This window comes from Microbacterium sp. EB106-03-03-XG65 (assembly GCF_058791955.1).
On sequence record NZ_JBYTEB010000001.1, the window covers coordinates 888927 to 910062 of the forward strand.

Consider the following 21136-nt stretch of genomic DNA (forward strand, 5'->3'; position numbering starts at 1 on the left):
GCTTTCGAATCGCGCACTTTGCAGATTTTCAGACCGATAATCTGCAAAGTGCGCGATTCGAAGGGGCTGGAGGATCGGCCCTCTGCGCGCTGCGGGGTCAAAAACGCATCTCCCGTGTGATGCGGGGTCAAAAGCGCATCCCATTCGGGCGATACGGATGCGAAAGTGGCCCCGGCGGGGTCGCGGATGCCGAATGGGCCCGGCTGGGCGCGGCGCGAACCCGTTACGCGGCGACGCGGGCCACGGCGGCGATCGCGCTCGTGAAGAAGTCGACCCCGTCGATGCCCGAGCGCATGGCGGCGGAGGTGTCGGGACCGAAGCCCGCCTCGGTCGCGTGCTCGGGGTGCGGCATGAGCCCCACGACGTTGCCGGCCTCGTTGGTCAGTCCGGCGATGTCGCGCAGCGAGCCGTTGGGGTTCACGCCCGCATAGCGGAATGCGACGAGGTTCTCTCCCTCGAGGCGGTCGAGCGTGTCTTCGTCGGCGATGTAGCCGCCGTCGGCGTTCTTCAGCGGGATCGTGATCTCCTGGCCCGTGCGGAACCGGTTGGTCCACGCGGTGTCGGAGTTCTCGACGACGAGCTTCTGATCGCGGCGCACGAAGTGCTGGTGATCGTTGCGGATCAGTCCGCCGGGCAGCAGGTGCGCCTCGACCAGCATCTGGAAGCCGTTGCAGATGCCGAGGATCGGCATGCCCTTGGCAGCCGCATCCTTGACCTCCGCCATGATCGGCGAGAGCGCGGCGATCGCACCGGCGCGCAGGTAGTCGCCGTAGCTGAATCCGCCGGGCAGCACGAGGGCGTCGACGCCCTCGAGGTCGTGCGAGCCGTGCCAGAGGGCGACGGGCTCGGCGCCGGCGATGCGCACAGCGCGCTGCGCGTCGCGGTCGTCGAGGGAGCCGGGGAAGGTGATGACGCCGATGCGCGTGGTCACTCGGCGACCTCGATGCCCACGACGTCTTCGATCACGGAGTTCGAGAGCACCTCGTCGGCGATGCGCCGGGCCTCGGCGAGCACCTCGTCGGTGACCTCGCCTTCGACGGTGAGCTCGAAGCGCTTGCCGATGCGGACATCCGAGAAGCCCTCGACGCCGAGACGGGAGAATGCGCCGGACACGGCCTTCCCCTGCGGGTCGAGCAGTTCGGGCTTGGGCATGACGTCGACGACGATGGTGGGCATGAACGGCTCCGGGAGTCGCGGGCGGACGGGCGTGTCCAGTCTACCGGCTCAGGACTCGCCCGATTCCCGGGTGACGAGGCTCAGGCGTGGAAGACGGTGTGCAGGTCGCCGATCGCCTCGCGGCCACCGAGGCCGTCGATCTCGAAGAGCACCGAGATGCCGATGACGTGGCTTCCCAGGCGCTCGACCAGCTCACGGCCTGCGGCGAGCGTGCCTCCGGTCGCGAGCACGTCGTCGATGAGCAGCACGCGGGATCCGGCGGGCAGGTCGTCGTGCATCTCGATCGTCGCGGTGCCGTATTCGAGGGCGTAGTCGACGGATGCTGCGGGACGGGGCAGCTTGCCGGCCTTGCGGATCGGGATGAGGCCGACGCCTGCCGCGATCGCCGCCGCCCCGGCGAGGATGAACCCGCGAGCCTCGATGCCTGCCACGACCTCGAACTGGCCGGCGAACGGCGCGATGATCGCATCCGTCGTGGCCTGCAGCGCCTCGGCGTCGGCGAGCAGCGGGGTGATGTCGCGGAAGATGATCCCCGCCTCGGGATAGTCCGGGATGCTGCGGATCAGCGATTCGGCGCGGACGAGGGCGGGGGAGAGTTCGGTGTCGGGCACCGGTCAAGGGTACGCCAGGCCCGCACTTGACATTCATGGGAGCGCTCCCATAGAGTCACTGCACAGTGCGTGGGAGCGCTCCCACAGAACTTCCACGGAGCCGCCACGCACGCCCCAAGCACCATCTGCACCATCACTGCACGACCCACCACAAAGGAGTGAACCGTGAACACACGTGCCCGCACCCGGATCCTGACGACAGCAGCCGTCGCATCCGTCTCCGCCCTGGCCCTCGCCGGCTGCGCCGCCGGCGGCGGCGACGCCGAGGGAGGCGACGAGAAGGTCACCCTGACCGTCACCACCTTCGGCACCTTCGGATACGACGACCTCTACGACGAGTACGAGAAGGCGAACCCGAACGTCACGATCGAGGCGACCAACATCGACACCGGCGGCAACGCCCGCACCGACGCCTTCACGAAGATCGCCGCAGGCTCGGGCCTGAGCGACGTCGTCGCGATCGAAGAGGGCTGGCTCGGAGCCATCATGGACGTCTCCGACACCTTCGTCGATCTGCGCGACTACGGCATCGAAGACCGCAAGGACGACTGGGTCGACTGGAAGTACGGACAGGCGACGGATGCCGAGGGCCGCGTGATCGGCTACGGCACCGACATCGGCCCCAGCGGCATCTGCTACAACGGCGCAGCCTTCGAGGCTGCCGGACTCCCGAGCGACCGCGAGTCGGTCGCCGAGCTGCTGAACGGCGACTGGGAGAACTACTTCACGGTCGGCGCCGACTACACGGCCAAGACCGGCAAGGCCTGGTACGACCACTCCGGCTTCGTGTGGAACGCCATGGTCAACCAGCTCGACGAGGGGTACTACACCACCGACGGCGAACTGAACGTCGAGGACAACGCCGAGCTCAAGGAGCGCTTCGAGCTGCTCGGAGCCGCCACCGAGGGCGGCCAGTCCGCGGCACAGACCGCGTGGGACTGGAACGGCGGCAAGTCGTTCGTCGACGGCACCTTCGCCACGTTCGTCTGCCCGGGCTGGATGCTGGGTGTCGTGCAGGGCCAGGTCGAGGCCGGCGGCGGCGACGCCTCCACCGGATGGGACTTCGCCGACGTGTTCCCGGGCGGCGCCGCGAACTGGGGTGGGGCGTTCCTCTCGATCCCCGAGAGCTCGCAGCACAAGGAAGAGGCGGCGAAGCTGGCCGACTGGCTGACCCAGCCCGAGCAGCAGGTCGAGCAGTCGGCCGCGGCGGGCAACTTCCCGTCGACGATCGGCGCGCAGGAGACCCTCGCCTCGGAGGCCACTCCGAACGAGTTCTTCAACGACGCACCCACCGGCGCGATCCTCGCCGAGCGCGCGAAGGGCGTCGTCGCCCAGTTCAAGGGCGCCGACGACTCGGTGATCCAGGAGAACGTCTTCGGTCCGGCCCTCAGCGGCCTTGACCGCGGCGAGACCGACACACAGGGCGCCTGGGATGCCGCGGTCAAGCTCCTGAACGAGCTGGTCGACTGACCCGCGAGCTCTCCGGTCGTTGAGCGAAAAGGGCTCACCGCGTTTCGTCTCGGTGATTCGCTCCTCGCTCAACGACCGGGGTGGTCTCCACACCCGGTCGTTGAGCGAAGACGACGAAGTCGCCTGAGACGAAACGCGTCAACCGAAGAAGGAACCCTCATGACCCTCACAGCGGAACGCCGCCAGACGGCATCCGAAGAGCCGAAGACGGATGCCGCGGGCCGGCGACCGTGGCGGCATCGCCTGTCGCGATTCGACCAGAACGCCTCTCCGTACTTCTACATCTCGCCGTTCTTCCTGCTCTTCGGACTGGTCGGACTCTTCCCGCTGCTCTACACGGTGTGGGTGGCCGTGCACGAGTGGGACCTGCTCAAGGGGCAGGGAGAGTTCGTCGGCACGGGCAATTTCGTCGAGATCCTCGGCGACGCGATGTTCTGGAACTCCATCGTCAACACCCTGAGCATCTTCCTGCTCTCGGCGATCCCGCAGCTCGCCGTGGCCCTGGTGATCGCCTATCTCCTCGACCGCGGACTGCGCGCCCCGACGTTCTGGCGCATGAGCATCCTCATCCCGTTCGTCGTCACGCCCGTGGCGGTCGCCATCATCTTCTCGAGCATCTTCAATGAGGCCGACGGCCTCGCCAACAACCTGCTCAATCTGATCGGCATCGCCGACCAGGAGTGGAAGCACAACACCGCGCTCTCGCACATCGCGATCGCCGTGATGGTGAACTTCCGCTGGACCGGATACAACGCCCTGATCCTGCTCGCCGCGATGCAGGCGGTGCCCCGCGACCTCTACGAGTCCGCCGCGCTCGACGGCGCAGGCGCCGCTCGTCGCTTCTTCTCGATCACGATCCCCACCATCCGTCCGACCCTGATCTTCGTCATCATCACGTCGACGATCGGCGGACTGCAGATCTTCGCCGAGCCGCGACTGTTCGACGTCTCGACGGCGGGCGGCATCGGCGGCAGCGACCGCCAGTTCCAGACGACCGTGCTGTTCCTGTGGGAACTGGCCTTCTTCCGGCGGGACCTCGGCGAAGCATCCGCCGTCGCGATCCTGCTGTTCCTGCTCATCGTCGGGATCGGAGTGATCAACTTCCTGGTCTCCCGGCGCATCTCGACCGGCGATGCGCCGAAGAACCGCGCCGCGCGTCGGCGCCACCGTGCGGCTGCCGCTGCCGCAGCGACCGCCGCCGCCACCGGAACGACGCTCGCCACCACCACCGAGGAGAACGCACGATGACCGCCACCCAGGCGCTGAGCGTCCCCGAGAAGATCCGCAGGCGCCGAGGCGTCGTGGGCGGAAACGCCGGAATCGGCAGCCGCCCCGGCTTCCTCACCTACGGCCTGCTCGCCGCCTTCATCATCGGAAGCGTCTACCCGCTGTGGTGGTCGGTCGTCGTGGCGAGCGGCACCAACGCCACCCGCGGCGAGACTCTGCCGCTGATCCCCGGCGGCAACTTCTTCGCCAATGCGGCGAAGGTGTTCGACGCGATCCCGTTCTGGCTGGCTCTCGGCAACTCGTTCCTCATCTCGGCGATCATCACGCTCTCGGTCGTGACGTTCTCGACCCTCGCGGGCTATGCGTTCGCGAAGCTGCGGTTCAAGGGCCGCGACGGTCTGATGATCTTCGTGATCGCGACCATGGCGATCCCGACGCAGCTCGGCATCATCCCGCTGTTCATGCTCATGCGCGAGCTGGGGTGGACCGGCTCGATCGGCGCGGTCATCGTGCCGACGCTGGTCACCGCCTTCGGCGTCTTCTTCATGCGCCAGTACCTCGTCGACGTCATCCCCGACGAGCTGATCGAGGCGGCGCGGATGGACGGCGCGAACCAGTTCCGCACCTTCCTCACCGTCGGCATCCCTGCCGCTCGTCCCGCCATGGCGATCCTCGGCCTGTTCACCTTCATGACCGCGTGGACCGACTACCTCTGGCCGCTGATCGTGCTCTCCCCGCAGAATCCGACGCTGCAGACAGCACTCAGCCAGCTGCAGTCCGGCTACTACATCGACTACTCCATCGTGCTCGCCGGTGCGGTGCTCGCGACGCTTCCGCTGCTCGTCCTGTTCATCGTGGCGGGCCGGCAGCTGGTCAGTGGCATCATGGCGGGCGCGGTGAAAGGATGACCCCTATGACCCGTGCCTTTCCCGAGAACTTCCTGTTCGGCGCCGCGACAGCGGCGTACCAGATCGAAGGGGCGGCTTTCGAAGACGGGCGCACCGCGTCGATCTGGGATGCCTTCAGCAGGGAGTCCGGTGCCGTGATCGGCGGCGACAACGGCGATGTGGCGTGCGACCACTACCACCGCTATCCGCAGGACGTCGCTCTCATGAAGGAGCTCGGGCTGCAGACCTACCGCTTCTCGACCTCGTGGTCGCGGGTGCGGCCTGACGGCGGCGCTGTCAACGCGAAGGGCGTCGACTTCTACAAGCGTCTGGTCGACGAGCTGCTCGCGAACGACATCCTGCCCTGGCTGACCCTCTACCACTGGGACATGCCGCAGGCCCTGCAGGAGACCGGCGGCTGGACGAACCGTGACACCGTCGGGCGCTTCCTCGAGTACGCGGGCACCATGCACGACGCGCTGGGCGACCGCGTGAACGTGTGGACCACGCTGAACGAGCCGTGGTGCTCGTCGTTCCTCTCGTACACCGGTGGCGAGCACGCCCCCGGTCACACGAGCGTCGCCGAGGGCCTGCTCTCGGCGCACCACCTGCTGCTCGCGCACGGCGAGACCGTGCGCGAACTGCGTGGGCGCGACGACAGCCTGAACCTCGGGATCACGCTGAATCACACGGTCGCAGACCCCGCCGACCCCACCAACCCGGCTGACATCGACGCCGCACGCCGTGTCGACGGCCAGTTCAACCGCTGGTTCCTCGACCCCATCTACCGCGGCGTGTACCCGGACGACATCATCAGGGACATCCGGGCGGTGGATGCCGACGCCGTGGCGCGCTTCACGGAGGCGGTGCACGACGGCGACCTCGACGTGATCTCGCAGCGCATCGACACGCAGGGCGTCAACTACTACCACGGGGACTTCGTCTCGGGCACGGCCCCGAGCGAGGAGTCCGTCAGCGGAGCGCCCACGACAGGGCGCCCCACTCGCAGTCCCTACCCGTCGCACGAGGGCATCCACCCGGTCGAGCGCGGACTGCCGCGCACGGCCCAGAACTGGGAGGTGCAGCCCGAGGGGCTCACCCGCCTGCTGCAGCGGGTGTGGACGGAGTATGCGGAGCCCGCGGGAACCGTGCTGTACATGACCGAGAACGGCGCCGCCTACGACGACGTCGCGGTCGTCGAAGACGGCGAGACCCGCGTGCACGACGAGGACCGCACCGAGTTCCTGCGCCTGCACCTGGCCGCTGTGCTCGATGCGGCGGATGCCGGGGTCGACGTGCGCGGCTTCTTCTACTGGTCGATGCTCGACAACTTCGAATGGGCGTGGGGCTACGACAAGCGCTTCGGCATCGTGCGCGTCGACTACGACACCCAGGAGCGGTCTCTCAAGGACTCGGGCCGGGAGTACGCTCGCATCATCGCCGCTCGCTCGCTCTGAGCGCGAGCGATCCGGATCGCTCACCCGATCGCTCTCTCCTCGCGGGAGGGCCGGGTGGGCGACGCGGATCGAGCGGCGTGTCAGACCGAAGGGAGAGCTGTGCCGTCTCGAGCGACCATCGAAGAGGTGGCGTCGGCCGCCGGCGTCTCGCGATCGACCGTCTCCCGTGTGGTGAACGGCTCGACGGCCGTGAGCCCCGAAGCGCTCGTCGCCGTGCAGCGCGCGATCGAAGACCTCAGCTATGTGCCGAATCGCGCGGCGCGCTCTCTCGCGTCGAAGCAGACGCACGCGATCGCGCTGATCGTTCCCGAAGACACCACCCGCTTCTTCGGAGATCCTTTCTTCGCCGAGATCGTCGCGGGGATCACGGGCGCGCTCCGGCGCTCGGACTACCTGCTGAATCTGCTCATCGCCAGCGATGACCCCGGCGACAAGATGACCAGCTTCGTGCGCAACGGCGGTGTCGATGGGGCGCTCATCGTGTCGCACCACACCAGCGATGCGTTCATCGATCGGGTGGCAGATGCGGTGCCGGTCGTCTGGGGCGGCCGCCCGACCCGTTTCCGCGACGGCGACTACGTCGTCGACGTCGACAACGTCGAGGGCGCGCGCACAGCGACGACCCACCTGATCGAGAGAGGGCGTCGGCGCATCGCGACGATCGGCGGACCCGTGACGATGGTCTCGTCGGTCGACCGCGTGCAGGGCTTCCGCAGCGCCCTGGCGGACGCTGGACTCACGCCCTTCGCCGAAGAGGCAGGCGATTACAGCGAAGAGAGCGGGGCGGATGCTGCGCGGCGCATCCTCGCGACAGGGCGTCCTGACGCGATCTTCGTGGCGAGCGACCTCATGGCGCGCGGCGCGCTCACGGCTCTGCGCAGCGTCGGCATCCGGGTGCCCGAAGACATCGCCATCGTTGGTTTCGACGACTCCTCGGTCGCGCTGAGCACGGATCCGCAGCTCACCACCATGCGGCAGCCGATGTATGCGCAGGGTGAGGCGATGGCGGGCGTTCTGCTCTCGCGTCTGGCCGGTCGCGACCCCGAGCACCAGACGATCCTGCCGACCGAGCTCGTGGTTCGCGCGTCGGCGTAGGCTGTAGTCGAGCGCGGATGCGGACCCCACGCCCCTCGAAGAGGTCCGCACCCGTCGATGCCCGGTTACCCGAAACCGGAGTGAATGTCGTCAGGCGTTCTCAGCCCCCGCTTAGCCTGAACGGTCATTCAACGACTAATATATAGGTTTGGCTTCGATTTTCGAAGTCGTCCGATTTCTGGGGAAGAGGACGCAGTGGCACGATCTGACGAGCGCAATCAGCAGGTGCGCGAGCGGGCCCGAGAGAACATTCTGCTCTCGGCGACCGAGGTCTTCGGTGAGAAGGGCGTCGCAGGAGCGAGCATCGCAGAGATCACGCGGCGCGCCGGCGTCGCCCAAGGGCTCGCCAACTACCACTTCGGCGCCAAGGACCAACTCGTCGGGGCCGTGATCGACCGGTGGTTCGAAGCGCTGTTCGACATCCCTCAACGCCCGGGGTCGCCCGAGGACAAGCTCGCGGGCATCATCGACGGCGTGCTCATGGCGACCGGATTCGCGCTGCCGCTGCAGCGTGCGGTGCTCGCGATGCAGCAGCAGCCCGACACTCATCGGCTCTTCGCCGAGTCGGAGCAGCGGTTCGCAGAGCAGGCGAAGGCCTCGGAGGAGATCGTGCGCGGCATCTTCCGCGAGCGCGGCGCCGACGATCCCGCACTCGAGGAGGTCATGCTCCGCAGCAACCTCGAGGGCGTCGTGATCAAGTACGCCGTGTACGGCGACTCGTTCCCCCTCGAAGACGCGCGCCGGTGGATGTACCGCTTGTACGACCTCCGTGATCCCGAGGAGCCGCTGCCGCTGGATCTTGCGCCTCGCGACGCCGACCTCAGGCTGCGCGCCATCCGCGCCGTGCGGCCGACTCACTGAGCCGACCGGCTGCGCGCGCGTTCACCCCAGCTGCATCCGAGCGAACGCCCCGAGAACGACGCGCTCGGACTGCACCAGGTAGCGCTCGAGCTCGGCTGCGCCGGCCTGCGCGCCGCGCGTGAGGAACGTGTCGAGCACCGCGCGGTTCTTGCGCACGAACGGCTCGTGGAGCGATCGAGGATCGTCGATCTTCAGGAAGGCGAGTCGCAGCTCGGCCGCCAGGTCGCGATAGGTGCGCGCCAGGCGGGGGCTGTCGGCGAGTGAGACCAGGGCCACATGGAACGCCATGTTGGCGCTGCCGACCGCACGCCAGGTCTCGGTGTCGTCGAGGACGGCATCCGCGGCAGCCGCCTCTGCGGCGACCACGGCATCCTGCATCTGCTGAACCGCGGGGTGCTCGGGCTCGGAGTGCAGCAGCGCGGTGCACTCGATGATGCGTCGGGCGCGGTAGATGTCGATCACGTCGGCGATCGAGGGCGAGGCGACGGAGACGCCGCGGTGCGGCACGTGCTCGAGGAGGCCCTGTTCGGAGAGGGCGCGGAATGCCTCGCGCAGCGTGTTGCGTGCGACGCCGAAGTGCTCGGCGATCGCCGATTCCGACAGTCGCGAACCGGGCGCGAAGGCGCCGTCGATGATCTGCTGTCGAAGCTCATCCGCGAGCATGCCCTGCTGGCTCATGCCTTCATCGTAGGTGCGGGTCGGGCGGATCGTTCAGAGCGGCAGTTCCTGTTACACGTGAATGCAATCGATTCGTAGCACAGCCGAAACAAAGTTGTTGAACAATATTTCTCATTCCGTTCTACACTGGGTGACACTCGACACCCACCAACGACGATGGGAATCCCCCCGCAATGTCTGAGAACACCGCAGTCCCGCTCACCGCCGAAGACGAAGTCCGCATCGCCGCCGCCAAGAAGCGCGCCGGCCGCAGCGCGGTCATCGGCGCGATCTTCCTGATGGCCACCAGCGCCATCGGCCCCGGATTCATCACCCAGACGGCCACCTTCACCGCGACGATGGGGGCGGCGTTCGCGTTCGCGATCCTCGTCTCGATCCTCGTCGACATCGCCGTGCAGCTGAACATCTGGCGAATGATCACCTCGTCGGGCAAGCGCGCCGGCGAACTCGCCAACAGCGCGATCCCCTTCTCGGGCCACGTGATCGCCGTGCTGGTGGTGATCGGCGGCCTCGCGTTCAACATCGGCAACATCGCCGGCGGCGGGCTGGGGCTCAATGCCCTGCTCGGCATCGACCCCAAGCTCGGCGGCGCTCTCACCGCGGCGCTCGCGATCATCATCTTCCTGGTCAAGAAGGCCGGCCCGGTGATGGACGTGGTGCTCGTGATCCTCGGCATCGGCATGATCGGGATGACGATCGTCGTCGCCGTGATCGCCCAGCCTCCCATCGGCGAGGCGCTGCGCCAGACGTTCCTCCCCGACGAGCTCAACTTCGCCACCATCACGACGATCGTCGGTGGAACCGTCGGCGGATACATCACCTACTCGGGCGCGCACCGCTACCTCGACTCGGGTCACACGGGTCCTGAGCAGGCGGGCCCCGTGATGCGCGCTGCGGCGAACGGCATCCTCGTCACCGGTGTCATGCGCTACGTGCTGTTCCTCGCGATCCTCGGCGTGGTCGCCTCGGGCGTCTCGCTGGACCTCTCGAGCCAGGCCGCGAACCCGGCCGGCCAGGCGTTCGGCGCCGTGCTCGGCGACGCGGGACTGCGGATCTTCGGCGCGATCTTCTGGGCTGCCGCGATCAGCTCGGTCATCGGTGCGGCCTACACGTCGGCGACCTTCCTCTCGACCTTCACGAAGAAGCTCAAGGGCGGCTGGCCTCTGCAGCTGGCGACCGTCGCCTTCATCGTCGTGTCGCTGATCGTCTACCTGTCGATCGGCACCGCACCGGCCGCGATCCTCGTGTTCGTCGGCGGTTTCAACGGCCTGATCCTTCCCATCGGCCTCACGGTCTTCATGTACATCGGATGGTTCCGGCGTGACCTGCTCGGGTCGAAGAAGTACCCGATGTGGCTGCTCGTCGCCGGTACGCTCGTGACGCTGCTGACCTGGTACATGGGCATCGTCTCGGTCGGCCCCATCTTCGCCTTCCTCGGAATCGGAGCGTGACCCCATGACGACGATCGACCTGAACTCCGACCTCGGGGAGAACGTCCCCGATCGCATCGTGAGCGACGACGAGAGCATGCTCCGTCTGGTGACCAGTGCGAACGTGGCGTGCGGGTTCCATGCGGGCAGCCCCGAGGGCATCCGGTCGACGCTCGAGAGCGCCGTGGCGGGTGGCGTCGTGATCGGCGCGCACCCCGGCTACCGCGACTACGAGAACTTCGGCCGCACGAAGGTCGAGATCGACTCGGTCACCCTCCAGGCGCACGTCGAGTACCAGCTCGGGGCCCTGATCGGTCTTGCCGCAGCCGTGGGCGGCCGGGTCGCCTACGTCAAGCCGCACGGAGCGCTGTACAACACGATCGCCCGTGACGAGCGGCAGTCGAAGGACGTGGTGGCGGCGATCCGCGCGATCGATCCGAGCCTCGTGCTGCTGGGCCTCGCCGGCGGCGTCGTGCTCGACGTCGCCGAGCGCGCCGGCCTGCAGATCGCGGCCGAGGCCTTCGCCGATCGGGCCTATCAGCCTGACGGTCAGCTGGTTTCGCGCACCGAACCGGGCTCGGTGCTGCATGACCCCGCAGCCGTCGCCGAGCGTATGGTGCGCCTCGCCGGCGACGGCGTGATCCGGGCGATCGACGGCACCGATGTGCCGGTCAGCGCGCAGTCGATCTGCGTGCACGGCGACAGCCCCGGCTCGGTGGCGATGGCTGCGGAGACCAAGCGGATGCTGCAGGATGCCGGCATCACGATTGCACCGTTCGCGGGAGTCTGACATGAGCGTTCTCGCCACCCCCGATCAGCTCGCCTCCGCCCGCGCGGCGCGAGCGGCCATCCGAGCAGGGCACTCCGCGCCCACGAGCGGCGTCGCGGTCGGACTCACGCAGGCGAACCTCATCTCGGTGCCGGCGGACTGGGCGTTCGAGACCCTGCTCTTCGCGCAGCGCAACCCGAAGCCGTGCCCCGTGCTCGAGGTCATCGAGGCGGGCCAGGTCGAATCCCGGCTCGCTCCGGGCAGCGACATCCGCACCGACATCGGCCGGTACCGCATCTGGCGCGGCGGCGAGCTCGTCGACGAGGTCACCGATGCGACTGCGGCATGGGCGGAGCATCCTGACCTCGTCTCGTTCCTGATCGGATGCAGCTTCACGTTCGAGTCCGGGCTCGTGCAGGCGGGCATCCCGATCCGCCACCAGGAACTCGGACGCAACGTGCCGATGTACCGCACGGCGATCGACTGCACCCCGGCGGGACGCCTGAGCGGTGAGATGGTCGTGTCGATGCGGCCGATCCCCGCGGATCGTGTCGCGGATGCCGTGCAGATCTCGGGCCGGACCCCTGCGGTGCACGGTGCCCCGGTGCACATCGGCGATCCCGCATCTCTCGGCATCGCCGACCTCGCCCACCCCGACTTCGGCGACGCCCCCGAGGTGCGCGAGGGCGAGATCCCGGTGTTCTGGGCGTGCGGCGTCACCCCTCAGGCCGCCATCATGGCCTCGAAGCCGCCGTTCGCCATCACGCATGCGCCCGGCTACATGTTCATCACCGACGTGCCGGATGCGGAGTACCTCGTCTGATGCGCATCCTCACGGCATCCGACCACGCCCTTCTCGTCGAGGCCGCCGACCTCGACGAGGCGATGCGTCTGAACCTCGCGTGGGATGGCGTGCGCGGCGTGGTCGAGCGGATCCCGGGGGCCCGCACGGTGCTCGTGCGGTTCGACCCGCTGGTGGTGTCGGCATCCGATCTCGCCCATGCTCTGGCCTCGACCGAGATCGACGCCGCTCACCTGCCGGCCACCGGTGAGGTCACGGTTCCGGTGCGATACGACGGGGAAGACCTCGACGAGGCAGCATCCCTGCTGGGCGTGTCGGCATCCGAGCTCGTGAACCGACACCTCGCCGCCGACTGGAAGGTCGCGTTCTCGGGCTTCGCCCCGGGCTTCGGATATGTGGTGAGCAGCGATCCGCTGTTCGACGTGCCGCGCCGCTCATCGCCCCGCACCCGGGTGCCGGCCGGATCCGTCGCGCTCGCCGGGCAGTTCACCGGGGTGTACCCACGGGAGAGCCCCGGCGGCTGGCAGCTCATCGGTCGCACGGATGCGGTGATGTGGGACATCGACCGCGACCCTCCTGCGCTGCTCTCGCCGGGCACGACCGTGCGGTTCGCGCACGTGCGCGAGCGCGTCACGGCGTCGGAGAACGCAGACCACCGCGTCGACGCGGGGCGTGGCGTCGAACGACACGCCGATGCAGAGGCAGCGGACCCGAGTCCTCCGACAGCCCCCGCCGTCGAGGTCGTGCGTCCCTCCATGCAGCTGCTGGTGCAGGATGCCGGCCGCCCGGGATTTGCGGCGCTCGGCGTCTCGGCGTCCGGTGTCGCCGATCGCCGAGCCATGCGCGAGGCGAACCGCGCAGTCGGCAATGCGGTGGGCGCCGCGGTGCTCGAGAGCGTCGGGGGAGCCGTGCTGCGCTTCCGGGGCTCCGGAGTCGCGGCCGTCACCGGTGCTGTCGGTTCCCTCGAGCTGATCGACGCCGACGGCGTGGCCCGCCGCATCAAGCACGGCGCGCCCTTCGCCACCGTCGAGGGCGACGAACTCACGCTGGGGCATCCGACCCACGGTCTGCGCTATGTCATCGCGGTCCGCGGCGGAGTGGCCGCGGAACCGGCGCTCGACAGTCGATCGAGCGACACCCTCGCCGGGCTCGGACCTGCTGCGCTCGCCGCCGGCGACGTGCTCAGCATCGGCGACTCGGCTCGGCACTCGGTCGAGCCGGACGTCACGCCGCGCGCGCTTCCGGCATCCGGTGACCTCGTCGATCTCGAGATCACCCTCGGCCCTCGCGGCGACTGGTTCACGCCCGCAGCACTCGCGACCCTCACCGGGCAGGAATGGACCGTGACCCCGCGGTCCGACCGCGTCGGCATCAGGCTCGAGGGCGATGTGCCGCTCGAGCGCTCCGTCGCAGGGGAGCTCCCCAGCGAGGGAGCTGTCACCGGGGCCATCCAGGTGCCGCCCGACGGTCAACCGGTGCTGTTCCTGCCCGATCACCCGCTCACCGGCGGATATCCCATCATCGGCGCACTCACCGATCGCAGCCTCGACCTCGCCGGGCAGCTGCCGCCCGGCGTGCGCATCCGCTTCATCATCAAGGAGACCTCATGACCACGGTGCTGATCGCGAATCGCGGAGAGATCGCCGTGCGGGTCATCCGCGCCTGCGCCGAGGCCGGCTACACGTCGGTCGCGGTCTACGCCGACCAGGATGCCGATGCGCTGCACGTGCGCCTCGCGGATGAGGCCGTGGGGCTGGGGGGAGAGACCGCCGCGACGACCTATCTCTCGATCGAGGCGCTGCTGGACGCGGCTCGCAAGAGCGGTGCGGATGCCGTGCATCCCGGATACGGATTCCTGTCGGAGAGCGCGGAGTTCGCCCGGGCCGTCGAAGGCGCAGGTCTCACGTGGATCGGCCCCTCGCCCGACAGCATCGATGCGCTCGGCGACAAGATGACCGCGCGCCGGATCGCGCAGCGCGTCGGGGCGCCCCTGGCCGCCGGCACCGATCAGCCGCTGGCCGGCCCCGACGAGGCCGTGGCCTTCGCCGAAAAGCATGGACTTCCGATCGCGATCAAGGCGGCGTTCGGCGGAGGCGGTCGAGGCCTGAAGGTGGTGCGTGAGCTGTCGGAGGTCGCGGATGCCTTCGAGGCCGCGACCCGCGAGGCGATCGCCGCCTTCGGTCGGGGGGAGTGCTTCGTCGAGCGATTCCTCGAGAGCCCGCGCCACATCGAGGTGCAGGTGCTCGGCGACGGACACGGCGGCGTCGTGGTGGTCGGCGACCGCGACTGCTCGATGCAGCGCCGCAACCAGAAGCTCATCGAAGAGGCCCCCGCGCCGGGACTCTCCCACGACCAGCGCACGCGATTCCATGACGCGGCCAGGGCGATCTGCGCCGAAGTGCAGTACCGCGGCGCGGGGACCGTGGAGTTCCTGCTCGCCGCCGACGGCACGATCTCCTTCCTCGAGGTGAACACCCGGCTCCAGGTCGAGCACCCGGTCACCGAAGAGGTCACCGGCACGGATCTCGTGCGCGAGCAGTTCCGCATCGCGTTCGGAGAGGGCATCTCGTTCTCGGAGACGCCCGTGCCGTCCGGGCACGCGTTCGAGTTCCGCATCAACGCCGAGGACCCGGGTCGCGGCTTCCTGCCCAGCCCCGGTCGGGTCGAGTCGCTGCGCATCCCCGGCGGGCCCGGCGCGCGCTGGGACAGCGGCATCGAGGCGGGCGACGTCGTGCAGCCGGCGTTCGACTCGATGATCGCCAAGCTCATCGTGCACGCCGACACCCGTGATGCGGCGCTCGTGCGGGCGCGACGGGCGCTGCGCGAGCTCGTGGTCGAGGGGCCGGCGACTGTCATCCCGTTCGATCTGCTCGCGCTCGACGACGAGGCGTTCGCCACCGAGACCTTCGCGGTGCACACCCAGTGGATCGAGAGCACTCTGCTTCCCCGCCTCGAACCCCAGCTGCGGCCGGCGCCTGCTCCGGACGCCGGACTCCAGCGCTTCCCCGTCGAGATCGACGGGCGACGGGTCGTTCTCGGACTCCCGCTCGCGCTGCTCGCCGGGTTCGGCGGGTCGGCGGGTGCTGCCGCTGCGGATCCGGCATCCGACCCGACCGAGCTGCGCGCCCCCGCGCCCGGCACGCTCGTACGCTGGCTCGCCGACGACGGGGCGACCGTCGCCGAGGGCGATCCGGTCGCCGTGCTCGACGCCATGAAGATGGAGACCACGGTCACGGCCCACCGCGCCGGCGTCGTGTCGCACCGGGCGGAACTCTCCGCCGCGATCGCGCCTGACGGGCTGCTCGCCGTCATCGCCTGAGCCCAGGTCGCCCGCTGAACGCACAGATCCCGGATGCCGCAGGTGCAGCATCCGGGATCTTCGCGTTCGCGAGTCGAGCCTGATTACGCGGGGTCGCCGCCCAGCGGGCCCACGGCCTCGAGCGGCTTGGGGTCGTCGGCGCCGGTCTTGCGGGCGCGGGCGATCGCGTTGCCCAGGTGGTAGATCAGCAGAGCCGCCACCGTGCCGAGCACGATGCCGCCGAAGGCGAAGTCGCCGAGCTGCATCGAGAATCCGGCGATGCCGATCACGAGCGAGACGGCGGCGGTGTACTGGTTGACGGGACGGGAGAAGTCGACCTTGCTGTCGACCCAGATCTTGATGCCGATGATGCCGATCAGGCCGTAGAGCGCGGTGGTCGCGCCGCCGAGCACACCTGCGGGGATCGAGTTGAAGACCTCGCCGACCTTGGGCGAGAACGCCAGAAGGATCGCGAAGAGACCGGCGACCCAGTAGACGGCGGTCGAGTAGACGCGGGTCGCGGCCATGACGCCGATGTTCTCGCCGTACGTCGTGGTTCCCGATCCGCCGAAGCCACCGGCGATCGTCGTGGCGACACCGTCGGCGATGAGCGCGCGACCCGTGTGCTTGTTGATCTCCGGGTCTTCGGTCATGGTCGCGACGCCGCGCACGTGGCCGACGTTCTCGGCGACGAGCACCAGCACGACGGGCAGGAACATCGCGATGGTCGACCAGGTGCCGGGTTCGACGAAGTCGGGGAGCTGGAACTCGGGAAGGCCGATCCAGGGGGCGTCGGCGATGAGCTCGGCGGGCGTCTTGCCTCCGCGGAGGGCGTTGGGAACGTCGAACGATCCGGTGAACGCGGCGTAGATGAAGCCGACCGCGACGCCGAGGAAGATCGAGATGCGTCCGAGGAAGCCGCGGAACAGCACCGCGAACAGGATGATCGCGACGAGCGTGATGGTCGCGGTCACGGGGTCGATCTGGAAGTTGTTCCACGCGGTGGGGGCGAGGTTGAAGCCGATCAGCGCGACGATCGCGCCCGCGACCACGGGAGGCATCAGCGCGTCGACCCAGCGGAGGCCGGCGAACTGCACGACCAGGCCGACGACGGTGAGCAGGATGCCGACGGCGACCACGCCCGCGAGGGCGGAGCCGGTGCCGCCCGCGGCGACCGCGGCGGTGATCGGGGCGATGAACGCGAACGATGAGCCGAGATAGCTGGGCAGCTGGTTCTTGGTGATCAGCAGGAAGATCAGGGTGCCGAGACCGCTGAACAGCAGGGTGGTCGAGACCGGGAAGCCGGTCAGGGTCGGGACGAGGAACGTGGCGCCGAACATCGCGACGACGTGCTGGGCGCCGATCGCGATCGTCGCGGGCCAGTTCAGGCGCTCGTCGGGCTTGACGACGGCGCCGGGCTCGACCGTGCGTCCGTTTCCGTGGGTCTTCCACAGGGGCATGCGGGCTCCTCAGGATCGGGGGGAGGGGAGTGCTGGAGCAACACTACCGATTCCTGAGTGTTCCCTGGGTGCGCCGAGTCGTTCGGTCGTTGAGCGAGCCCGGCGGAGCCGAGCGAGACGAAACGCGCTCCGCTCGGGTCGCGACGTCGTCCGTTCCGGTCGTTGAGCGAGCCCGGCGGAGCCGAGCGAGACGAAACGCGCTGCGCTCGGGTCGCGACGTTTCGTCTCAGTCGACTTCGTCGGCTTCGCTCAACGACCGGGGGGGGGGCGACGCGCTGCGCCGGCTCCGCTCAGGCCGGGAGGTCGCGCCCGTCAGGCGCCGAGTCGCTCGATCAGCTCGCGGTAGCGGGCGGCGGTGCGCTCGACGATGTCCTCGGGCAGCACGGGCGGCTCGCCCTGCTTGTCCCAGTTCGCGGCGAGCCAGTCGCGCACGATCTGCTTGTCGAAGCTCGCCATCCGCGCGCTCGGCGTCGTGCCGGTGCGCCACGCCTCGGCATCCCAATACCGCGAGGAGTCGCTCGTGAGCACCTCATCAGCCAGGCGCAGGGTGCCGTCGGCATCCGTTCCGAACTCGAACTTCGTGTCGGCGAGGATCAAGCCCTTCTCCTCCGCGATCGCGGCGGCGCGCGCGTAGAGCGAGAGAGAGGCGTCGCGCAGCTCGGCCGCGCGCTCGGCGCCGACGAGTCCGACGGTCTGCTCGAACGTGATGTTCTCGTCGTGCTCGCCCATCGGGGCCTTGTAGGCGGGGGTGAAGAGCGGCTCGGGAAGGCGGTCGCCGTTCTGCAGGCCCTCGGGCAGCGGGATGCCGCACACGGTGCCGCTCTCGGTGTACTCGGCCCAGCCGGAACCGGTGATGTAGCCGCGCACGACGCATTCGATCGGAAGCATCTCGAGCGACTGCGCGAGCATGGCGCGGTCGGCGATGCTCGCCGGGAGATCTCCCTCGGCGAGGTGGTTGGGAATGTCGTCGAGCTGGTCGAACCACCAGCGGCTGAGACGCGTGAGCAGTGCGCCCTTCTCGGGGATGCCGGGGGAGAGAACGAAGTCGAACGCACTCACACGGTCGGAGGCGACCACGAGGATGCGAGTGTCGGCGGCGTCTTCCGACGCATACAGGTCGCGGACCTTGCCCGAGTAGATGTGGCGCCAGCCGGGGATGGTCTGCGCGCTGTCGTCCGAATGTGTGCTCACCCGCCCATTATCCCGGTACCCGTGGTCCTGTCGTGTCAAGGCCTGTACGACCGAGATGACATCGACCACGCTGGAATCGAGGAAGCGGAGGAATCATGGCGAAGGATCTGTCCACGGGGGACCGCGTGAGCTGGAACACGTCGCAGGGACGCACGCAGGGGACCGTCGAGGAGAAGAAGACCGAGGACTTCCGGTTCGCCGGGCAGAGCTTCTCCGCCTCCGAAGACGAGCCCGCGTACATCGTGAAATCAGAGAAGAGCGGCGACAAGGCGGCGCACAAGGGATCGGCGTTGCGCAAGCTGGGCGCCTGAGCCCCGCGGCGACATGGCGCGGAGACGACGGGGTACGCCACCGCGCGGGCCCAGCTCGACGCGGCGCTGCGGTAGACGCCCCCGGAGCAATGGGACGGCTTGTCGATGTCGGACCCCAGGCGTATAGTCCACACGGACTATTTGAGCCGGACCATCCGAGGAGGGGAACGATGCACCGTCTGACCCCCATGGGCGTGATGATCCTCGCTCTGCTGCGTGAGGGCGACATGCACCCCTACGAGATGGTGCGGCTGATGCGCGCACGTCGCGATGAGCGGCTGCTCGCGGTCACCAACGGCACGCTCTATCACACGGTCGGTCGACTGCAGCGGGCCGGACTCATCGACGAGGTCGGCAGCGATCGCGAAGGGAATCGCCCCGAGCGCACCACGTACGCACTCACGGATGCCGGACGAGAGGCGCTCATCGTCTGGCTGCGTCGTGAGCTGTCGATCATCGAGCGTCCTGCCGAGTTCCGCATCGCACTCGCCGAGGCTCACAATCTCGAACGTCACGACGTCATCGACTGCCTCCGCACGCGCCGCTTCGCGCTCGCCGAAGGCCACGCGCTGCACCGTGATGGGCTGGTCGGCGCTCGCCGGAAAGACGTGCCCGAGCAGGTGCTCGTCGAGTTCGAGCGCCAGGAGGTGCTGCTCGACGCCGAGCTGCGCTGGATCGACTCCCTCCTCTCCCGTCTCGAGGCCGAGGAGTTCCCGTGGGGACCCACCGCTTTCGAGAACACAGACCGCTACCTCGCTCAGCGAAAGGCTGCACAGCAATGACCGATTCCCCCTCGACCGGAGGCCGTCCCACGGCATCCGCGTCATCCGGTCCCTCGACCGGCACCTTCGCCGCAGGGCACCGCCCCGCGAGCCCCTGGCCCGCGCTCTGGGCGCTCGTCATCGGCTTCTTCATGATCCTCGTCGACACGACGATCGTCTCGGTCGCGAACCCCGCGATCAAGGCCGCACTCGACCCGACGACCAACAACCTCGACAACGTCGTGTGGGTGACGAGCGCCTACCTGCTCGCCTACGCCGTGCCGCTGCTGATCACCGGGCGGCTCGGCGATCGATTCGGGCCGAAGAACATCTATCTCATCGGTCTCGCGATCTTCACGCTCGCCTCTCTCTGGTGCGGGCTCTCGAGCTCTCTCGAGGGGCTGATCGTCGCCCGGGCCGTTCAGGGCCTCGGCGCCGCGTTCATGACGCCGCAGACCATGGCCGTCATCACCCGCACTTTCCCGCCGAATCGTCGGGGAGCGGCCATGGGGCTCTGGGGAGCCACGGCCGGAGTCGCGACCCTCGTCGGCCCGCTGCTCGGCGGCGTGTTGGTCGACAGCCTCGGGTGGGAGTGGATCTTCTTCGTCAACCTCCCCGTCGGCGTGGTCGCCTTCGTCGCCGCATGGATCCTCGTGCCCAAGCTCGCGACCCATCCGCACCGCTTCGACATCCTGGGCGTCGTCCTGAGCGCCGCCGCCATCTTCCTCGTCGTGTTCGGCCTGCAGGAGGGTGAGAAGTACGACTGGGGCGTGATCTGGGGACCCTTCTCCGTCTGGGGGATGATCATCGCCGGCATCGTCGTGCTGGGCGTGTTCATCGTGCAGCAGTGGAAGACGAAGAGCGAGGCGCTCGTGCCGCTGGAGCTCTTCCGTGACCGCAACTTCTCGGGGGCGAACATCGCGATCGCGACCGTGGGCTTCGCCGTCACGAGCATGTCGCTGCCGCTCATGTTCTTCCTGCAGATCGCCCGGGGCCTCGCACCGACGCAGGCTGCGCTGCTGATGATCCCGATGGCGGTGTTCTCGGGCGTGCTCGCCCCGGTCGCGGGCAAGATCCTCGATCGCACGGATCCCCGATTCATCCTGATCCCCGGCCTTCTCATCTTCGGGACGGCCCTCGTCTGGTACTCGTCTCTGGTGAGCATGGACACCGAGATCTGGATGTTCCTGTTCCCGTCCGCTCTTCTCGGCATCGGCAGCGCCGGCATGTGGGGCCCTCTCGCGACGACCGCGACGCGACGCCTGCCGATGCGTCAGGCGGGCGCGGGCGCGGGCATCTACAACACCACCCGGACGATCGGCTCGGTGATCGGATCCGCCGCGATCGCGACGTTCATGCAGTCGCGGCTCGAGGCGAACCTTCCGGGCATGGGCGACTCCGCCGGTTCGATCAGCTCCGGGGGCACGCTTCCTCCGCAGGTCGCCGACGGCTTCTCCGCCGCGATGTCGCAGGCGATCCTGCTGCCGGCGAGCGTCATCGTGATCGGCCTCGTCGCCGCGTTCTTCCTACGTGGTGCGCCGAAGGAGACGGATGCTGCGGCATCCGCCCCCGCAGAGGCGCCCGCCCCCGCGGCCTGAGCCGCCCCTGAGCTGCACCTGACGACGAGCCGGGTCTTCTGCACGATCGTGCGG

20 protein-coding genes are annotated in these 21136 nt (G+C 68.7%); 14 read left to right on the plus strand and 6 right to left on the minus strand.

What is annotated here, in order from left to right:
• Nucleotides 1-223 precede the first annotated feature (223 nt).
• The 3 genes from purQ to AC3WS6_RS04285 all read right to left on the minus strand — a co-directional run bounded on the left by purQ (nt 224) and on the right by AC3WS6_RS04285 (nt 1787).
• Complete coding sequence (gene purQ, locus AC3WS6_RS04275; protein WP_492499829.1) at nt 224-931, minus strand: phosphoribosylformylglycinamidine synthase subunit PurQ; 708 nt, start codon at nt 929-931, stop codon at nt 224-226.
• Nucleotides 928-1176, minus strand: coding sequence for a phosphoribosylformylglycinamidine synthase subunit PurS (gene purS / locus AC3WS6_RS04280; protein ID WP_201468628.1), 249 nt, complete (start codon nt 1174-1176; stop codon nt 928-930). Before purS ends, purQ begins: the two co-directional genes overlap by 4 nt.
• Before the next feature lie 80 nt (nt 1177-1256).
• Nucleotides 1257-1787 (minus strand): adenine phosphoribosyltransferase, encoded by a 531-nt coding sequence (locus AC3WS6_RS04285; protein WP_492499830.1) that lies wholly within the window; start codon nt 1785-1787, stop codon nt 1257-1259.
• Nucleotides 1788-1952: 165 nt separating this feature from the next.
• On the opposite strand from AC3WS6_RS04285, the gene AC3WS6_RS04290 reads away from it, so the two are divergent.
• The 6 genes from AC3WS6_RS04290 to AC3WS6_RS04315 all read left to right on the plus strand — a co-directional run bounded on the left by AC3WS6_RS04290 (nt 1953) and on the right by AC3WS6_RS04315 (nt 8784).
• On the plus strand, nt 1953-3257 hold the full coding sequence (locus tag AC3WS6_RS04290; protein WP_492499831.1) for an ABC transporter substrate-binding protein: 1305 nt from the start codon (nt 1953-1955) through the stop codon (nt 3255-3257).
• 159 nt (nt 3258-3416) lie between these two features.
• On the plus strand, nt 3417-4505 hold the full coding sequence (locus tag AC3WS6_RS04295; RefSeq protein ID WP_492499832.1) for a carbohydrate ABC transporter permease: 1089 nt from the start codon (nt 3417-3419) through the stop codon (nt 4503-4505).
• Nucleotides 4502-5392 (plus strand): carbohydrate ABC transporter permease, encoded by an 891-nt coding sequence (locus tag AC3WS6_RS04300; RefSeq protein ID WP_492499833.1) that lies wholly within the window; start codon nt 4502-4504, stop codon nt 5390-5392. Before AC3WS6_RS04295 ends, AC3WS6_RS04300 begins: the two co-directional genes overlap by 4 nt.
• Before the next feature lie 5 nt (nt 5393-5397).
• The gene (locus AC3WS6_RS04305) at nt 5398-6828 is read left to right on the plus strand and encodes a GH1 family beta-glucosidase (RefSeq protein ID WP_492499834.1); all 1431 of its coding nucleotides are present in this window, start codon (nt 5398-5400) and stop codon (nt 6826-6828) included.
• A 99-nt stretch (nt 6829-6927) separates the two neighbouring features.
• Nucleotides 6928-7923 (plus strand): LacI family DNA-binding transcriptional regulator, encoded by a 996-nt coding sequence (locus AC3WS6_RS04310; protein WP_492499835.1) that lies wholly within the window; start codon nt 6928-6930, stop codon nt 7921-7923.
• A 195-nt stretch (nt 7924-8118) separates the two neighbouring features.
• Nucleotides 8119-8784: a TetR/AcrR family transcriptional regulator gene (locus AC3WS6_RS04315; protein WP_492499836.1), complete on the plus strand. Its 666-nt coding sequence runs from the start codon at nt 8119-8121 to the stop codon at nt 8782-8784.
• 21 nt (nt 8785-8805) lie between these two features.
• On the opposite strand, the gene AC3WS6_RS04320 is transcribed toward AC3WS6_RS04315, so the two are convergent.
• Complete coding sequence (locus AC3WS6_RS04320; RefSeq protein ID WP_492499837.1) at nt 8806-9462, minus strand: GntR family transcriptional regulator; 657 nt, start codon at nt 9460-9462, stop codon at nt 8806-8808.
• Nucleotides 9463-9635: 173 nt separating this feature from the next.
• Between AC3WS6_RS04320 and AC3WS6_RS04325 the strand changes: the two genes are divergently transcribed.
• The 5 genes from AC3WS6_RS04325 to AC3WS6_RS04345 are packed head-to-tail and all read left to right on the plus strand — an operon-like array spanning nt 9636 to nt 15782.
• On the plus strand, nt 9636-10913 hold the full coding sequence (locus tag AC3WS6_RS04325; RefSeq protein ID WP_492499838.1) for an NRAMP family divalent metal transporter: 1278 nt from the start codon (nt 9636-9638) through the stop codon (nt 10911-10913).
• Between the two features lie 4 nt (nt 10914-10917).
• On the plus strand, nt 10918-11682 hold the full coding sequence (locus tag AC3WS6_RS04330; RefSeq protein ID WP_492499839.1) for a LamB/YcsF family protein: 765 nt from the start codon (nt 10918-10920) through the stop codon (nt 11680-11682).
• Nucleotide 11683: 1 nt separating this feature from the next.
• Nucleotides 11684-12484, plus strand: a complete 801-nt coding sequence (locus AC3WS6_RS04335; RefSeq protein ID WP_492499840.1) for a putative hydro-lyase — start codon at nt 11684-11686, stop codon at nt 12482-12484.
• Nucleotides 12484-14073 carry a 5-oxoprolinase subunit B/C family protein gene (locus AC3WS6_RS04340; protein ID WP_492499841.1) on the plus strand — a complete coding sequence of 530 codons (1590 nt, stop codon included), beginning with the start codon at nt 12484-12486 and terminating at the stop codon, nt 14071-14073. Before AC3WS6_RS04335 ends, AC3WS6_RS04340 begins: the two co-directional genes overlap by 1 nt.
• Nucleotides 14070-15782, plus strand: a complete 1713-nt coding sequence (locus AC3WS6_RS04345) for an acetyl/propionyl/methylcrotonyl-CoA carboxylase subunit alpha (RefSeq protein WP_492499842.1) — start codon at nt 14070-14072, stop codon at nt 15780-15782. The genes AC3WS6_RS04340 and AC3WS6_RS04345 overlap by 4 nt, the downstream gene beginning before the upstream one ends.
• An 83-nt stretch (nt 15783-15865) precedes the next feature.
• On the opposite strand, the gene AC3WS6_RS04350 is transcribed toward AC3WS6_RS04345, so the two are convergent.
• Both AC3WS6_RS04350 and AC3WS6_RS04355 read right to left on the minus strand, forming a co-directional pair.
• Entirely contained in the window at nt 15866-17221 is a 1356-nt protein-coding gene (locus tag AC3WS6_RS04350) for a uracil-xanthine permease family protein (RefSeq protein WP_492499843.1), read from the minus strand.
• Nucleotides 17222-17533: 312 nt separating this feature from the next.
• Nucleotides 17534-18412: a phosphoribosylaminoimidazolesuccinocarboxamide synthase gene (locus tag AC3WS6_RS04355; protein WP_492499844.1), complete on the minus strand. Its 879-nt coding sequence runs from the start codon at nt 18410-18412 to the stop codon at nt 17534-17536.
• Between the two features lie 95 nt (nt 18413-18507).
• Between AC3WS6_RS04355 and AC3WS6_RS04360 the strand changes: the two genes are divergently transcribed.
• The 3 genes from AC3WS6_RS04360 (at nt 18508) to AC3WS6_RS04370 (ending at nt 21082) form a co-directional block, all read left to right on the plus strand.
• Entirely contained in the window at nt 18508-18723 is a 216-nt protein-coding gene (locus AC3WS6_RS04360; RefSeq protein ID WP_492499845.1) for a hypervirulence associated TUDOR domain-containing protein, read from the plus strand.
• 170 nt (nt 18724-18893) lie between these two features.
• Complete coding sequence (locus AC3WS6_RS04365) at nt 18894-19505, plus strand: PadR family transcriptional regulator (RefSeq protein ID WP_492499846.1); 612 nt, start codon at nt 18894-18896, stop codon at nt 19503-19505.
• A complete protein-coding gene (locus AC3WS6_RS04370; RefSeq protein ID WP_492499847.1) occupies nt 19502-21082 on the plus strand; it encodes a DHA2 family efflux MFS transporter permease subunit in 1581 nt (526 codons plus the stop codon). Before AC3WS6_RS04365 ends, AC3WS6_RS04370 begins: the two co-directional genes overlap by 4 nt.
• Nucleotides 21083-21136: the final 54 nt, after the last annotated feature.

Bases quoted from the DNA above. Each gene is read 5' to 3' on its own strand.
- purS (WP_201468628.1), bottom strand. From the start codon at position 1,176: ATGCCCACCATCGTCGTCGACGTCATGCCCAAGCCCGAACTGCTCGAC.
- AC3WS6_RS04295 (WP_492499832.1), top strand. From the start codon at position 3,417: ATGACCCTCACAGCGGAACGCCGCCAGACGGCATCCGAAGAGCCGAAG.
- AC3WS6_RS04300 (WP_492499833.1), top strand. From the start codon at position 4,502: ATGACCGCCACCCAGGCGCTGAGCGTCCCCGAGAAGATCCGCAGGCGC.
- AC3WS6_RS04305 (WP_492499834.1), top strand. From the start codon at position 5,398: ATGACCCGTGCCTTTCCCGAGAACTTCCTGTTCGGCGCCGCGACAGCG.
- AC3WS6_RS04320 (WP_492499837.1), bottom strand. From the start codon at position 9,462: ATGAGCCAGCAGGGCATGCTCGCGGATGAGCTTCGACAGCAGATCATC.
- AC3WS6_RS04325 (WP_492499838.1), top strand. From the start codon at position 9,636: ATGTCTGAGAACACCGCAGTCCCGCTCACCGCCGAAGACGAAGTCCGC.
- AC3WS6_RS04330 (WP_492499839.1), top strand. From the start codon at position 10,918: ATGACGACGATCGACCTGAACTCCGACCTCGGGGAGAACGTCCCCGAT.
- AC3WS6_RS04335 (WP_492499840.1), top strand. From the start codon at position 11,684: ATGAGCGTTCTCGCCACCCCCGATCAGCTCGCCTCCGCCCGCGCGGCG.
- AC3WS6_RS04340 (WP_492499841.1), top strand. From the start codon at position 12,484: ATGCGCATCCTCACGGCATCCGACCACGCCCTTCTCGTCGAGGCCGCC.
- AC3WS6_RS04345 (WP_492499842.1), top strand. From the start codon at position 14,070: ATGACCACGGTGCTGATCGCGAATCGCGGAGAGATCGCCGTGCGGGTC.
- AC3WS6_RS04350 (WP_492499843.1), bottom strand. From the start codon at position 17,221: ATGCCCCTGTGGAAGACCCACGGAAACGGACGCACGGTCGAGCCCGGC.
- AC3WS6_RS04360 (WP_492499845.1), top strand. From the start codon at position 18,508: ATGGCGAAGGATCTGTCCACGGGGGACCGCGTGAGCTGGAACACGTCG.
- AC3WS6_RS04365 (WP_492499846.1), top strand. From the start codon at position 18,894: ATGCACCGTCTGACCCCCATGGGCGTGATGATCCTCGCTCTGCTGCGT.
- AC3WS6_RS04370 (WP_492499847.1), top strand. From the start codon at position 19,502: ATGACCGATTCCCCCTCGACCGGAGGCCGTCCCACGGCATCCGCGTCA.